The 16,088-nt window shown below is 40.0% G+C and carries 13 protein-coding genes; 12 read left to right on the top strand and 1 reads right to left on the bottom strand.

Annotated features, from left to right (window positions below; genetic code table 11):
• Nucleotides 1-55: 55 nt before the first annotated feature.
• From VK664_RS12570 to VK664_RS12515, 12 genes are all read left to right on the top strand, one after another.
• Nucleotides 56-772 carry an SDR family oxidoreductase gene (locus VK664_RS12570; protein ID WP_461399015.1) on the top strand — a complete coding sequence of 239 codons (717 nt, stop codon included), beginning with the start codon at nt 56-58 and terminating at the stop codon, nt 770-772.
• A 345-nt stretch (nt 773-1,117) separates the two neighbouring features.
• The gene (locus tag VK664_RS12565) at nt 1,118-2,437 is read left to right on the top strand and encodes a tyrosine-type recombinase/integrase (protein ID WP_461399014.1); all 1,320 of its coding nucleotides are present in this window, start codon (nt 1,118-1,120) and stop codon (nt 2,435-2,437) included.
• A gap of 193 nt (nt 2,438-2,630) precedes the next feature.
• Nucleotides 2,631-3,818 (top strand): hypothetical protein, encoded by a 1,188-nt coding sequence (locus tag VK664_RS12560; RefSeq protein WP_461399013.1) that lies wholly within the window; start codon nt 2,631-2,633, stop codon nt 3,816-3,818.
• Nucleotides 3,819-3,936: 118 nt separating this feature from the next.
• Nucleotides 3,937-4,236, top strand: coding sequence for a helix-turn-helix domain-containing protein (locus VK664_RS12555; RefSeq protein WP_461399012.1), 300 nt, complete (start codon nt 3,937-3,939; stop codon nt 4,234-4,236).
• Nucleotides 4,237-4,272: 36 nt separating this feature from the next.
• Complete coding sequence (locus tag VK664_RS12550) at nt 4,273-5,415, top strand: AAA family ATPase (protein WP_461399011.1); 1,143 nt, start codon at nt 4,273-4,275, stop codon at nt 5,413-5,415.
• 91 nt (nt 5,416-5,506) lie between these two features.
• Nucleotides 5,507-6,274, top strand: coding sequence for a DUF6371 domain-containing protein (locus tag VK664_RS12545; RefSeq protein ID WP_461399010.1), 768 nt, complete (start codon nt 5,507-5,509; stop codon nt 6,272-6,274).
• Nucleotides 6,275-6,549: 275 nt separating this feature from the next.
• On the top strand, nt 6,550-6,873 hold the full coding sequence (locus VK664_RS12540; RefSeq protein WP_461399009.1) for a hypothetical protein: 324 nt from the start codon (nt 6,550-6,552) through the stop codon (nt 6,871-6,873).
• Between the two features lie 517 nt (nt 6,874-7,390).
• The gene (locus VK664_RS12535) at nt 7,391-7,594 is read left to right on the top strand and encodes a hypothetical protein (RefSeq protein WP_461399008.1); all 204 of its coding nucleotides are present in this window, start codon (nt 7,391-7,393) and stop codon (nt 7,592-7,594) included.
• 1,928 nt (nt 7,595-9,522) lie between these two features.
• The gene (locus VK664_RS12530; RefSeq protein WP_461399007.1) at nt 9,523-10,911 is read left to right on the top strand and encodes a PKD domain-containing protein; all 1,389 of its coding nucleotides are present in this window, start codon (nt 9,523-9,525) and stop codon (nt 10,909-10,911) included.
• Nucleotides 10,912-10,935: 24 nt separating this feature from the next.
• Nucleotides 10,936-12,696, top strand: a complete 1,761-nt coding sequence (locus VK664_RS12525; RefSeq protein WP_461399006.1) for a hypothetical protein — start codon at nt 10,936-10,938, stop codon at nt 12,694-12,696.
• Between the two features lie 617 nt (nt 12,697-13,313).
• Nucleotides 13,314-13,949 carry a hypothetical protein gene (locus VK664_RS12520; RefSeq protein ID WP_461399005.1) on the top strand — a complete coding sequence of 212 codons (636 nt, stop codon included), beginning with the start codon at nt 13,314-13,316 and terminating at the stop codon, nt 13,947-13,949.
• A 537-nt stretch (nt 13,950-14,486) separates the two neighbouring features.
• On the top strand, nt 14,487-15,365 hold the full coding sequence (locus tag VK664_RS12515; protein WP_461399004.1) for a hypothetical protein: 879 nt from the start codon (nt 14,487-14,489) through the stop codon (nt 15,363-15,365).
• An 87-nt stretch (nt 15,366-15,452) separates the two neighbouring features.
• Here the strand turns inward: VK664_RS12515 and VK664_RS12510 are convergent, their stop codons facing one another.
• Nucleotides 15,453-15,998: a DUF4238 domain-containing protein gene (locus VK664_RS12510; protein ID WP_461399003.1), complete on the bottom strand. Its 546-nt coding sequence runs from the start codon at nt 15,996-15,998 to the stop codon at nt 15,453-15,455.
• Nucleotides 15,999-16,088 lie beyond the last annotated feature (90 nt).

The following is a 16,088-nucleotide window of genomic DNA, read 5'->3' as shown; positions in this document are numbered from 1 at the left end:
AAGTGAAGTGTGCAGAGACGCTAATCAATAAACTGTTAATCATAAACACAAAAACATGACTAAACTAACAAATAAAGTTGCATACATAACTGGCGGTAGCAAGGGCATTGGATACGGTGTAGCAAAAAAATTGCTCGAAAGAGGTATGCGGGTGGCCATAACAAGTAGGTCGTTGACCTCTGCACAGAAGGCTGCCACATCACTCACAGATGATTGCACGCGCATTCTTGCATTGGAGTCAAATTCGGGTTCGTTTGAGTCGGAGCAAAAAGCCGTAGATGAAGTCTTGAAGTATTTCGGACAGCTGGATGTGGTCGTGGCAAATGCCGGAGTAGGTCACCTGGTCAGTTTTGATGAAATTACGGAGGAACAGTGGGGTGAAACGATTAACACTAACCTTACTGGTGTCTTCAATACGGTGAAAACGTCGCTGCAAGCACTGAAAGAATCAAAAGGATATGTAATTACCATTGCAAGCCTCGCAGGAACTAATTTTTTCGAAAACGGTACTGCTTATAACGCCAGTAAATTCGGGCTGGTGGGTTTTTCCCAGGCACTCATGCTCGATGTTCGAAAACATGGAATCAAGGTAACGACCATAATGCCGGGGTCGGTCGCCACGGAGTTTGCCGACAACATTGTATCTGACAAAGATGCGTGGAAAATACAACCGGAAGATATTGGCCAGATGGTTGCTGACCTCCTCGAAATGAATCCCCGGACTTTGCCCAGTAAAATAGAAGTAAGGCCAGCTAAGCCAGGTAAAGGTTGAGGGTTAAACCGTTAAATATAAACAAAAGATATCTGGCGAGGACTAGGTGGTTAACGACCAAAGTTAACTGGTAAATTTTCGCTGCCCGCAGAAAGCATAACAAGAACCAAATAAAAAACCCATAGTATTTTGATATCAAAATACTATGGGTTAAATAAGTACCCGGGACGGGAGTTGAACTTATGCAATCATATGCGATTACCACCCTTGCGAATGTTTGTAAACCCTTGCCAGGCCTCAATACTTGAAATATTTTGAAATGTATCGTTTTCAATCATTTTCAAAAAAAGGCCAACTAACGGGCCAACTGTGGAAGTAAGTGATATATTTACAAAAAACTTTCCGATGCCACGCGTTAATTTTTACCTCAAACGGCCTGACGGTGACCCCGCGAGATCTCTCGTTTATCTACAATTCAAGTATCACGGTAACAAGTTGGTTTATTCTTTTGGGCAAAAAATAGATCCCAAGAACTGGAACTCGAAGGCGCAGCGCGTCAAAAGCAACAAACTTACCACGGTCGACGGCCAGTATGCATTAAATGATCTGCTTGAAGCGCTAGCAAGAGCCTGCCTAAAAGGCTATACAAATGAGCTGGTCAAAGGGATTCCAACCAAGGAATGTCTGAAGTCTTATCTGGACCAGGTGCTACACCAGAATGAACAGGCAGCCAAGCCGGACTTAATGTCACTTTTTGACCGATTCATTTCTGGAGAAATTAAAAACAAAGGCAAGGATAAGAGTAGAAACACCTTGCAGAATTATTCCACCGTAAAAGGACACATCATTAAGTTTGCGACGTTCCAAAAGGCGCCAGTAACTTTTGACAGTATTGGAATTGATTTTCTATACCGATTCACATCATTCCTTAAGAAGGATTTGAGAAAGGAAAAAGGCTTCAGAGATAATGATTTACCATCAACCAAGGGACTGAAACAAAATACAATTGCAAAAGACATTACCGTTATAAAAACGGTCATGGGCGAGGCGGTGGACCTTGGCTATACCACCAATATGCAGTTTAAACACAAAAAATTTACTTCACCAGAGGAGCCAGCAGACGCAGTTTACCTAACAGAGAAAGAAGTCTTGAAATTATATCGTCATGATCTTACTGAAAATAAAAAACTTGAACAAGTTCGTGACTTGTTTGTTGTTGGTTGCTTCACGGGTCTTCGCTATAGTGATTATTCTAACATACAACCAGAAAATATTGTTGACACAGATGGAGACCTTTTCATCAAGATGATCACCCAAAAAACGAAAGAGTTAGTGATCATTCCATGCAACCCGGTTGTGCTAAGCATTTTCGACAGATATGAGTGCAATGCCAACCGCTTGCCTGCAGCTATTTCTTCGCAGAAGTTCAACGATTACATCAAGGTAGCCGCTCGAACCGCTGGGCTCTTGGAGAAAGGCCGTTTGTCGACTGATCCAAGTAAGGAATTGTGGGAGAATATATCAAGCCACACCGCACGAAGATCTTTTGCGACCAATTTGTACCTAGAAGGTTTCCCGTCACACGAGCTTATGAAGATTACCGGGCATAGGACAGAAAGTTCTTTCAAAAAATATATCAAAGTTACGAAAATCGAAACCGCTAAGCGTCTTTCCGACCATATCAAAAAGAACTGGAGTGGTAAACTTTTAAAAGTTGCCAGTTAATATTCGATGCAAGGGATATGGTTAAGCAATTTGCAGGAAATTCAAGACTCGATGGATCTGGTGATAATAAAGGAAATGCTCTGAAAAGCTTTGCGGTATTGACAACCGGGAGAGAGTGGAGCTGTTTCCTCTTTAAACAAAAAGGCCGCACTTGATAAGTAAAGGCCAACGGGATTCAACAAAATTCGTCATCTTGAAATATGTTTTTAACAACGAAAGCCCATACATCATGACAAAAATAGTCAACGATCTGGAACTACACCATATTCCTGATGCTCGATTCAAAGGGTTGGCTCATCGATTTAGTACACTCCAAACCCTCGAGGGTTGTATCTGTTTTATTGTCGGTGTGTCTCCTATTGAGCTTGATGGACTTCTCGCCCCGGTCTTGAGGGAAATCGATGGCCATTTGTATCAATACGGACTGAATATTGAAGAGAAAGACACTGCTGAAAAAGTGGCGAATTTTTATATCAACCTAGCGAGCGATACACTTCTGGAGGAGAAGACGAGACGAACCTTTAACAAGTTAGGGAGCGCCCGCGACTTTCACGAAAAAGTAGGGATACTCGAAGCAGAATGCGATTTTATTTCAGATCGACTCAGGGACTTTTTCATTCATATGCCATGGATAGATCGCCCGCCTGTAAAACCTGCCGGAATTGAAACGGATGTTAATCATCACTATCGACGAGCATACCAGGAAGAAAAACGCAAAGGACTCCTTTACACTTACCCGTTTAGTGATTGTCAGAAAATCAAAGCGCTTCCCAACAAATATTTAAATAATTCGATTCTCTTAACAAGGGCTGAGGGGAGCTCGGACCGGAGGTTTGAACTTGAGCTTCTTCGATGGATTGATTTAGCAAAAACCAATAAGAAAGAGTTCGATGCTAGGTTTCCGAATGCCGCTAGTAACGATCTTGCACTTACCAGTGACGTGGAAATTCATCGCGGAGGAGTGGATCAGCCAACTGAATCTTCGATGGAAGAATTCTCTAAAGCAGTATCAATAACTACGGCACCAGCCGCGCTCGGTCACCCTAAGGAACTCAAGTTGCGTACAAGACAAGCTGGGATTGCGCTTTACTATCTTTACATGAAGAAAAAACTAACTGACAAAGAAGTTTCAGTTATGTTGATAGAACATAATGGTGGAACTATCGAAAGCTTTAAAAATAAAGTCAACGCTCTCGAAAATATGAATATTTGTGCACCTGCGCACAGCTATAGAGGGTATAAAGGAAGATTAGAAGCATTTGATGATGCTATAAGGTTTATGATACTGAATCTTGATAATGAGCTTTTACCCCTAGCCAAGACAGAACGCCAGTCTTTCATAGATTCCACTGCACCACAAAATCGCCGCAAAAAACGCTAAACAATTCCCTTTCGAGTATAGCCCGGCATAACCATAAGCAATTTCCCATAACCATAAGCAGTTTGTCATATCATCTGCCGTGAATGTTCGATTTCTTTGTCTTTCAATAGTGAATGACATGGAAAACATCTTGCTAATACCTGTTCCAATTGACGCCTTTTTTGAACGAATGCAGGAAATCGTGCAGGCCCAGGTGCGAGCCGAAGTTAAAGCAGTGCTCGCTGCAGATTCAGAAGCCAAACTAATTTCATCTTCGGAAGCTTGCAAAATCTTCAGACCTGCAATTAGTAAGACAACATTATGGCGTTGGGCAAAAGACGGACGTATCACCGTGCATCGTATCGGGGGATCTACTTACTACAAAGCGCTTGAAATCGAAGAAGCTGCAAAACACCTGAAAAAATTTAAAGCAGTATAGGTCTTGGCTTTGAACCCTAAACTTTAGCAGAATCATATGAATAACTTGGAACCGACCATTGCACAGCAAAAGCAGGTAATCTCAGGCATAGCGGCCATAAAGGCGCTTCAACCGCAGCTGAAGCCCGTAACTAATTCGGAAGTCTACTATGCAAAATTTTTAGAAACTGTCTTGGAACAGAATAAAGATTACCCATTGCCACGGGCAATTGCAAACATTTATCAAAACGGAGTAGAGGTCCCGTTGCTGACTGCCAAGTCGTTTAGCTTATGGCAAGGGAAACAGAAATCTAAAAAAACAACTGCCCTTGCGCTGTTGATTGCGGCGCTGATCAGCTCGACACCCAATGTGGATCCGGTTCGCTTTACTGGCAATTGCAAAAACATATTATTTTTTGATACTGAGCAAGGCGAAAGCTATGCGGCTCGAACAATGAAACTTATCCTTCAATTAGCTGGTGTAAGTGAATCCCCAAGATTAAAATATTGTGATTTGCGTGAATTATCGCCGATAGAGCGAGTGAAAATAATTGAGGCGGGAATCAAAAACACACCTAATCTGGAGCTTGTTGTCATTGATGGCCTGGTGGATCTGATGTCTGACTTTATGGATTCGATGGAAGGACACCTAACGGTTTCGGAAATACTAAAGTTAAGTTCAATCTATGATATTCACATTGCCGGTGTCTTGCATCAAAATAAGAGCGATAATAATGCAAGAGCGCACGTTGGATCGATCTCATCCCAAAAATGTGAAATGGAGATATCGACCGAGGCAGATAAAGACGACAGGTCACAAAGTGTTGTGACTTGCGTCAACAGCCGAGGTATCCCTTTCGAGAGTTTTGCAATCAGGTGGAAGAAAGGTTCCCTGCCCCATATTGTGCAGGATTGGAAAAAATCAATCAAGGCTGAACTTAAAATCGAAAGGAATTTGGAAGCCAAAAAAGAGTTCGCTAAAACAATATTTAAACCTTTTTTGGCCCTTCCATACAAAGATGCCGTCGCTGCTATCCTTAGATCATTGGGATGCGGGACAACTACCGCTAAAGGACGATTTAAGGAGATGATAGATCTTGGATATGTCACGAAAGGCCCAGACGATTTATTCCGAATTCAGGTCGATCAGGTCAAGGGTCAGAATGGGTCAGAATTGGGTCAGATTGACCTACGTCATTAGGTCAGGTCAACCCCCCTATATATAGGGGTTGACCCTGACCCATACAAATTGACCCCACTGAAATAATTAATTGTTGACCTAAGAATTGGTTATGAGCGATTTTAAATACACACTTGAACCTGGAAGCAAAAAACACAAATGTGTCGAATGTGGACAAAAAACGTTCGTTCGATATCTGCATTCCGAAACGCTGGAGCATTTGCCTGAAGAGTATGGAAGGTGCGATCGAGAAGTGAATTGCGGCTATCATCTGAATCCGTACAAAACCGGATTTGGGAAACAAAGTCTATCTGAATTCCATCACGCTTCCCAGTATAATAACCCAAGGGCATCGAAAACAAATAAAGAAGTCCAAAGACAAATGAGCACGATTCCAATCGAATATGTTCAAAAGACGATGTCCGGTTATGACCGAAACAATTTCAGCACCTTTCTTGAGGGACTTTTTGGACGTGCAATAACGAGCGAGCTGATCGGCCGATATTTTCTGGGCACATCAAAACACTGGCCCGGCGCTACCGTCTTCTGGCAAATTGATAACGAAGGAAAAGTAAGGGCAGGCAAGGTAATGGGTTATATAGCTACAAATGGCCGGAGAGTAAAAGAACCTGTGAGTCAGATCACCTGGGTTCACTCTCTGCTTAAAGGAGAGAAAGAGCTGGCAGAGTTCAACTTGAAGCAGTGCTTTTTTGGCGAGCATCTTTTTGCCAAAGCCCCCTGTAAGCCTATCGCAATAGTTGAAGCAGAAAAGACTGCCATAATCGCCTCAATTTTCTTTCCAGAGTTTACTTGGCTTGCAAACTGGCGGAAAAAACGGGTGCGGCCTTCAAAATTTATCACGCCTTCCTATAAGTGGTGACACGCCCATCATACTTTTTCCCGACCTGGGGGCACATCAAGACTGGAGTCAAAAGGCTGATGACATAAAGGTGGCGAACAATTTACAAATATCGGTTTCGTGCATACTCGAGGACAACGCGTCACAAGCCCAACGCGCGGCCGGCTTTGACTTAGCGGATTTTCTTCTAGTGACAGATAAGAAATATGGGTGGGCACTTAATGACTATCAGTATCCGATAATGTGGGATTATCGGTTCGGTAATTCGTCATATCAACCACTTTAAAACTAAAAAAATGAGCAAGACACGGTTAGCAAAAGATGCAGAAGAAAGGCTTAGGGCACTTATTGAGCGGTCAAGCGCTTATTGTTTTAATTCGAGGAACTATGCCGTGATGAGAGCTGAAGGACATACATTAGCCGTTTGTTGTGGCCGGAGAGATTATAAAGTTCTGTTTGTCGATGAGGAGGATAAAAGTTATGAGTATTTGGGTTATGATTTTGTCACCGACAACTTTGCTGATTTCCTGTTTTTTCTTAACAAGAAATTCAATGAATTCTTAACCGACATACAACAAAATGGAACCGATCGCCAAAAAAAAGCATTTGGTTTACTTTAATACATGAATTGAAAGCATAAGTAAAGACATTGTAGACTCAAAACAGACGGACATAAGAGTAAGATTTAAAGATTTATCCATACAATGCTGTAGGCACTGAGCTGAATTCGCGGAAGTATTTCGCATTGAGTCTGGCCATTGTAAATGATTTCATTAAATGACAAATTCGTGAATATGAAGGAAACTAATTGCAAACACTGTACTTCACCCTTCTTCGGGCGAAGTAATCAGATATATTGTTCGATTACCTGTAAGGCACAAACAAATAATGCGATAGCTGCGCAACGCAAAAAAGCTACTAGGCCCGGAGAAGTGCAACTGCGAGTAAACCATCTCGTGCTAGATAGATTGTATCGTGAGTATAGAAATCAATCAATCGATAAACGACTATTGCACTTGATGGGTTTCGAAGCGGAATTCTTTACGGGAATAAAAAGAAACGAATCGAAGAATCTCTACCTAATTTTCGATTTCGGCTATTTTTTAGATACAAATGACACTATAAAAATTGTAAAAGATGCATGACCTCGCTTTTAACCCAATGGTTTACAAAATGGACATAGTAGAAATGACTGAGAAGCTTGAATCAGAAAAGGTCAATGTGGCTCTTCAACAGGAAAACAAATTACTGACAGTCATTATCATTAGTAGCTTGATTCTGGTTTGCGTATATATATTGTATGAACAAAGTGAAAATGACAACAAAGAAAAACATTGGTGAACTTCAATCATAAGGAACTTGAATGTTGATTAAAGAGCCAGAACCGGTCACAGTTCTAAGGGCCTTACAAGTAGGACTCTGATATAAAGGACGGATGTTCAGTTACAGTTGAGTAGCTTTTCAAGACTATGTATTATCCTTCGGAAATTATGAGTTAAGACTACTAGATAGAACAATAGGTGGACGTGATAAGATTCTTTCCCTGGAAAGGTATTTGCGCGCGATTTTATCGAAGGTGTTACTATTCGGGAAGCGCAAAACTAAATTGCAAATTATTACAAACTGTGAGGAATACGAAAAATATTTACCTCGGCTGAGATAGATGTAGCAGACAATACAACGATATGATTGCAGTAAGCATCTCACTTCCCATTGAGGATAATACTTGTGAATTCTTATCCTCAGGTAGATTAAGTATAAAATAATAAGACCACCCTCTTATAGCCCTACATGTTAAGTGGATCAATAAGTTGAGAATAATTTCCATGGAAATAAAAAGCACTTGCATTGTATGGTTCTCTAATTTATTACTTTACAAGACTTTTAGTATCTACCCCTTCACCTATTGGCAATGCAACCTGCGGCTGCACCCATTTGTGAACTAGTGCCACGCATCTGTTACAACGTTATCGTTAGGATGCACTGCCTGTGCCATCTTGATGTATGATAATGAATTTAGTTAGAGGTGGCGGAATACCAAAAGTAAATCAGAGAAGGTATTACGCGATGAGAGAGATTATCAGGCCATTGCCTTTACAGCGTTTATGTATTGATAGCAGCCTTGACTAAAGTTACCCAGTCTGAAATTCATATAATAGATCCTGTTCATAACGTGGAGAGTGAGGTAACCGTGTTTGAGCAAAAGACAAGCTGTGTTTATAAATCACGCACCTCTTGTCGTGCTCGGTTTCTCATGGGCGATTCAAAAATATTTGCTATCATAGGACATGCTCCAATATGTACTTCAGCTTTGCCAGTAAATGTGTTTTACGGCCTGATGGCGTTCTTATTCGAATTCATGGCTAAATCTCCAGGAATTTCTGGTGTTCGCAACGGAAAATAATTCTGGATTAATGCGAATTAAATCAAAACACCTACAGCGTGCAAGAACTATATAAATACAAAAACACAAAGCGGCTGAATCCGAATTAATGCTTTAAAAAGGTAAAGCTATAACGGAAGTGGAATTGTCCAGGCTTTAATCCTAATAAGGTAAACCAGATATTCCAAACTGATTTTCATGTCAACCACACAATTAGCACCTTATTAGGCATAAAACACCAAATAAGAATTCAATCCGCTTTATTAAATCCATCTTTTCGAACAACGTAATAAGTGTTCGCGTCGTTGCTTTCACTTTACTCAGCATGTCAACTGGTAAGATTTAATTCTGTGAAACAGGATGCAACATTTTTTCCGTCAGTTAGCAAACGTGAGAAGCTTTCTTCGTGAGTAACTAAGGAATCATAAGCAACCTAAACCACTTTGGCTGGCATTTGGCAAGCGATTTTTTAAATGATTAATCTTTTATTCGTCATATATTTTCATCTCGCCGGACGTAATTCCTGAAGCCCTCGTGTTTGTTGCTGTCGACATTCGTGGAAACATATTGCGGGCATGGCAGCGATTGGATATTGTAGTCCCGGACTTTTCGTTCACGATGTAATTTTCAGTACAATGTATGCCTACTTTAATCACAAGAAATAAATACGTCATCGTGCCATGAGGAACAAGAGAGCTGAATATTTGAGGAACTGCTGACGTCTCAAAATGGAAAATTCATTTTACGTTTCCAAAAAAGCTGTATTTTTAGTTTGAGATCTTCTTATATCCTACTACATCCGCCTACGAACTTATGAATACTTAATCAATAGATCTACCCCGTTCCCCGTGATCTGAAGTGCGGATCGCTAAACCCGAAATTGAATATGAGTACAAGGTCATATCTATATGGCTGTCTTGCTTTATCACTGTGTGCGATAGTTGCTTGTCAAAAAGACCAAACTGCTGTCACCGAAAATCTACCTAAGGCGGATTTCGACTTTGTCATTTTGAATCCAGGACAACTTCCCGATACGGTAAACTTCAAAGCACGACTTATTGCTTCAACAACTTATGAGTGGGATTTCGATAGCGGGATGAAATCGGACCTTCCCAATCCCCAAATAATTTACAGGGATATCAAGACCTACAATGTTAAACTGACCATTCGAAATAAAAACGGTGTTGACACACTTACAAAGCAGGTAAATATAACGCTTAACAAACCGAACACAATCTTTGACATCAGCATACCAAACCAGGAATTATTACCAGCAACTGCAGTTGTGAATAACCGTACAACAGGTTCAAATATAACTTACAAATGGACAGTCGGTGGAGCTAATGCTTCAACTTTAAAAACTCCATCCCTGATTTTTTCACAGCCGGGAATCTACGACGTAAAACTTATCACTACAAATGCCAGCGGCACTGACAGCCTCACCAAACAAGTCCGGATCTGGCCTTATACTTTGCCTTACCGTACATTCGCGGCTGCCCAAACAGACTTATTTGCGTGGGAAGGGAATAAGGTCATGATTTTATCACGAAATCGTACGCTCGAGAGAACTGTAATGGTGAAATGGTTAAAAGCTATGGATGATTGTTATGAGTATTACGCACTGTGTACTGGAAGAACACCGACTCCTAATGCTCCTAACTATTTCATTAACGGAAGATCAACTATCGCAGATGTAGCCAGTACCTGTGGGGCAGCTTGCGGGTATCTGGGATTTACAGGAATTGAAATTCAAAATACTTATTTTGACATTGTTTATAACAGAATTAGAACGAAAAATGAGTTTGAGCATTTTCCATTTTACGAATTCGGACGAAACTTTTGGTTTTACGGCGACAAAATCGCCTATAAGGCAAATGATCCAACAGCCACAGGGTTCGCCATCTTCATGGGTTTTATGGCAATGAAGGGAGCTGAGGTTGTTGGGAGTTCTTCAAGCTTTCAGGAAACAGAAATTGACAAATACCTTGCAGACCCGTCAAAGACATGGGCTAACACGCTTGGTGCAGGACAAACAGCAGACTTGTTCGCATCATTTTGTTTCAGGCTTGCCAGAGACCACGGTGGCGAGAATTTCGTAAGAAATCTCTGGAAAAAAATTGGTGCACGACCTAATGCTCAATCGACTCAAGATGCGGTTGACAATTTCATTCTGGCATCCTGCGCTGCGGCGAATAAAAATATCACAACCGTCTTCACGGGTTGGCGCTGGCCAATATCTGCCAAAGCAATTGACGAGGCGAAACAATATCCCTAAAATTTATTTTAAAAAAATATTGGAATGCGTACCAAATATTTTCTCCTGATAATATGTGCCTTCATGGGTTTTCAGTGCAAAAAAGATGTGAAAACCCAGCCGATACCAGAGCCGCCTATTGTTATCGAAACGGTGAAATACACCGTAGACTCAACAGAAGTATTACCTGGAACCTTTGCAACAATTACGTCTGCAAAAACTATAACGAAAGATACCAGCAACGTTCGGTTCGGAACAACACAAGTTCTGTTATTTAAGCTTGATCAACTACATTACGCATTTCTTGTCCCTGAGCTTGCGCCCGGGAGCTATCATTTAGATCTGAATCCGGTGAATGGCGAGATTTCACCAGTAATGACTGTTGGAACTTATCAAACAGTAACCAATCCTGATGAAGTGATCAATAACTATGTAAGCAGCTATGAAAAGATCATTGACTCGATCGAGAAAAATGATTTTGCTGATGGAATAAAAAGTACAGAACTGCAACTCATGCGTCAGCTTAGAACTCAACTGTCGAAAAACGTAGCTTCTCTAACCCTTGAACAGAAAAGATTAGCTGCTTATCAAATTATAAATACAAAATTCGACCGAACGCCTCTGGGAACTTCTCAGACCGACACTACATATATTTTGGGTAATCAGACAACCGATCAGGACCCTATAGAAGTTACTAGTCCAGAAATCGACTTCGCAAGATTGCAGCTGTATGGAGCTAATCTTGCATTCAAGGCAGCGATTGCATCTGCGGTTTTATGGAGATTATCGGGTACCCCACACTTCGGAGTATCCTGTTTGATAGCTATGGGAATTTATGCCTACCTTAAAGCTAAAGCGTGGAATCAGAGCAATAAAACTTCACACATGGTAGCCTATGCTGAAAGTCTATCTTCATCCTCAGGATTAGGAATATCTTCACCGATTGAAGTGCAGGAAGGAAGTTCTTTTAAACAAAAAATTTTAGGGAAGTTTAGAACTTTTCGTAGATCAGACAAGCAACTTATACTCCCTACAGTCACTGAATTCATTGAATTGAATGAAATTGCGGAAAACGAAGACCTCACAGTCAAAGGACATTTCGATAAACTTAAACAACTTTTTGGTTCATTATTGACTGACGTTACCGCAACTTATACACTTTACATTTCACCAATCTTAACAAATGCTGCATCGAAAACAATAGAACTGAAAAATAGACTAGTTAAAATAACCGGGATCAGCAATTCAAATATTTCGGCAAGCATTAGCGATGTGGGGACGCAAGGATTAGAAATTACTTTTTTCAATAGAGATAACAACATAGTAGATCAAACAGAATTTACATATCAATTGCTATATACACAACCAAATACAACAAACACTGTCTTATTAACATTAAGGGCAACATTTAAACCAGGCCTGAAAATTGGCGACGTCGCTCACGGAGGTATTGTATATTATGTTGAACCCAGTGGAGTCCACGGCTTTGTATGTGCTCCAGCTGACCAGAGTGCTTCCACAAACTGGTTTAATGCCCATACCATTTGCCGAACCTATCGAGGTGGAGGTTTCGATGATTGGTCCCTGCCATCAGGTGCCGAATTATCAATGATGTTTCGAAATAAAGGATTAATCGGTGGCTTTTCTGTCGATTGTACAGATGTAAACTTTGGTAATTGCAGTTATTGGGGTGCAGAAGAGAATGGTACCTTGTTCGCTACCAATCTTTTTTTTACCACCGGCATATTCTGGAGTAACTATGGTAAAGACGGGCTGGCAAGAGTACGAACAGTTCGGAAATTTTAATAATCAAAATAATTCCTGCACACACAATGAGTATTCTGCAATCAACATGTCACCGTATAATAGAACCCAACTATTGGTAATCGAAAATGATTTTGTGTATCCTGGCTGAGCTGTCTATTTGGTAAGCTTGAACCTACTTGAGATTCAATGAAAAAGATTATGTATTTATTGATCTGAAATTCAAAACTTACCTCGGCAGAGTACTTGCTCGCCTTCAGATTGAGCATCAGCCTGACCCAAAGACATTGACGAAGGCTTTATAATTGTTTTATTCTACTTACCTTATGCAGACGTGAGCAGCGTAAACTTAGTTTTTTAATAACCTAGCGGTTTGCGAATTTTATTTAATTGTCCAGCTTGAGTTTGTTTCAATAGTTAGTAATGATGAAGTTGGACGTACTAAACAGTCAATAAAAAAAGCGAGTGAAAAAGAAAAAGGAAAAAGGCTGAGATATTAAAAGCTAAAGTTATCGAAATAAAAACGCACAAGATGTTTACTCATTCTTTACAATTATTGATCTTATTAACTTGAAGGCTATGTCACCATAACCTTCAAGTTTACATTTAAAGATAACTGTAAAGAAAAAATCATAGTTACCAAGCAAAAGTTTCAAAATATGCATAACAATTCGCAAGAGGTTATTAATACATTTTTTCAAAGTTTTTATCAAGAAAGAATTCAAATAGCAAAAGAAGTTGGTAAACATTATCATAGACAATTAGACACCGCTCTGTTAACTTTTTGGTTCTCTGTCCTAGACTTTTATGGTGGTATATATTATATTGGAAAAAATAATCAAAAGCAAATGTATCGAGGTGTCAACTTAAAATTGGCAAACAAAGACAGTTTCAAACTCTTCGTTTGTGATTTTTTTCCTGCACCTGAGAATGAACTTGGTGAGTTCTTATATACTGTATTTCGATCCGGACTTGCTCATCAGCTGTCTCCCAAAAAAGGAGAAATAATCTGGGACGCGGGGAATCCGAAATTGCTCTGGGTGAAAATCGATCTTGCGGAGCCGAAAGATACGGCAAACAAGGTTGCTACCATGAATATTCATCGACTAGAACAGTTAGCATTTGATGCTTATCAACAGTTTCGGGCCAAAATTGAAAATGATGAAATGATCACTCTGTGTGGAAATATAAAGACACATCTACTCGATGTGGAAGATGGTCTTGAAGATGGTAAAACTATTCACGATCAATTTACAAAACTTCCCAACCTTGTACAAGTTTCCATCAGAGTATAGTGTTTAAATGATGATAGACTGGTCTACTTAAAGATTCCTGGTTATTTGACAATGTTGAAAAGGTGGGAAGTTAAAATTGTCTGTGGCAAAATGTCGTCAGGGCTTTTTGTCCCCCTAATTTATTACGCTTCGACGCAAACAATTACAATCAGTTCGTAGAAGATGTAGACAAGGAGAGACTTAAAGTCGAAGCAAACAGATTAGATACTTTCGGCATAAATGCAAATTTTAACTGCGAACTTTTAAAATCCGTCTATCTAACATATTACTCACGAAATAGCGGTTTACAGGGAACTTGAGGAATGAATATTTCAAAAACAATGAGTGGGGCAAAAGAAAATCACGGGGAAACGCCACTGCAAAAGATGCCACTGCCAAATGACGCTCGTGTTTTTTTGAAATATATAGACAAGTGGCGATTCTACGGAAAATTGAGCGAGAATCTGAAGAAATTGCATTAATATGGATTCATAAGAATAACAGCATCGGCTGTTTTATCAGTTAAATCAAAGATAATACCTATTTAAGACGTCCTCCATGACAAAATTCTGGTTCATCATCTTTTCACAAATCTTCGCCGCCTGCATAGTTTTTTTTACCACAGATAACCTTATCATAAAAAGAAATAAGGGTCAGATTTTTCGGCCTGAATCAAAGTACCCTCTAACAAAGAAAGGGTTTATTTTAGCGATGATTTTCATCTTCATAATTGGCTTATCCATTTGGCAGGAGGTTGATGACCAACATGAGAAGGACAAGACTCAAAAAGCAAATAAACTGGAGATTACGAATCGAGACAGCATTGCCAATAAAACTCAAAATTATCGAGACTCTATCGCGTTCGCCAGACTTCAAGAAAGCAAAAGAGAAACTATCGAAGCCTTAGCACAATATGGGTTAAAATATGATACAGCTCAAAAGAGGATCGAAAAACTTGTGAAAGATTCTTCACGAATATTGATTGTTAAAGGCGTGGAGCCGCTGATAAAGTTTTGTGCATCGTCGCCAATTTCTTTTGTTCAATCACCAGACATAGATACCGTCACAATCAAGATTTGCAATGAAGGAGCGGTCAGTAGAAATATAACTATGCGGTTTTTCTTTTTCATAGCTGACAAAGACGATTACGAACCTTACAAAAACTTACAATACCTAATTGAATATCGAGGATTGATCAGCCCTTTCGCTTTAGGAACCCCTGAATGGAGAAATTTTAGTATTCCGTTCAAAAAAGAAATAGAAGGCTTGCGCTTGTTAGTTTTGGTAGCCGGTAGCTACACCAATTCAGATGCCTCAAAGACTTTCTTGATCGATGATACCCTCTTGTTCGATTTCAGACTTAATCAACATCGATTTCCTGTTGATCGCGGAAAAAAATTAAAGGAATTACTTGAGGCTAAAGGAATCAAGATCTAAATCGCATGGTTAAAGATCGGAAAACCTAACCCAGATAAAGTGTATTTAAACATTTTAAACTAGTCATCTCAGATTGAAAAACTATAGTTACAACTCACCCATCTGCTTCTGAAATGAAGCCAGCCCATCACTATCACCCAAAATAAACAACGAGCACTGTTTTAGTTGCTGTTGGTTCCGGGAGAGAACATAATTTGTTTCGTCCTGTGGTAGGACATGTATTTTATGTATCACATTCGGATCAAGCTGCTGATGATTTGGCCGAATTGAAAGCAGATGCTTGCTATCGAGGGGAACGCATCTGACATGCCCACCATTTTCCATGCCGTTAATGTCGCGGCTCCATTCTGTAGTAATTGGGTTGTCGCTAGTGATGAATGATGCATCTGTAGTAAGAGACACCAAAGAAATAATACTATCAGCCACCCTCTTTTCAGAAGTTTCTGCAATGCCTTGAAATAACACACTATTGAAAAAAGGCTTATCCCAAGGTATGACTAATGCTTTTAATTCAGTAAGTGACCTACCTTTGATAGGGATGGTATGACGACGGTGAACAAAAGTTTGCTTTGCATCGTTTATTTGTAGTCGGCAATTAACAATGCACAGTTTTCGGCAATTAAGCGTGCACAATATTTAGGCAGGAAACATGCACAAATTTCTTTGTAAGGACGCATGATGAAGAATAAAAGTACAGGGTTTTAATTATTTTTTGCAAAGATT

It is taken from the genome of Flavitalea sp. (genome assembly GCF_035489435.1).
Lineage (GTDB): Bacteria > Bacteroidota > Bacteroidia > Chitinophagales > Chitinophagaceae > DATHKG01.
The sequence above is the reverse complement of the archived record's forward strand: the minus strand, read 5'-3'. Positions and strand labels throughout refer to the sequence as shown.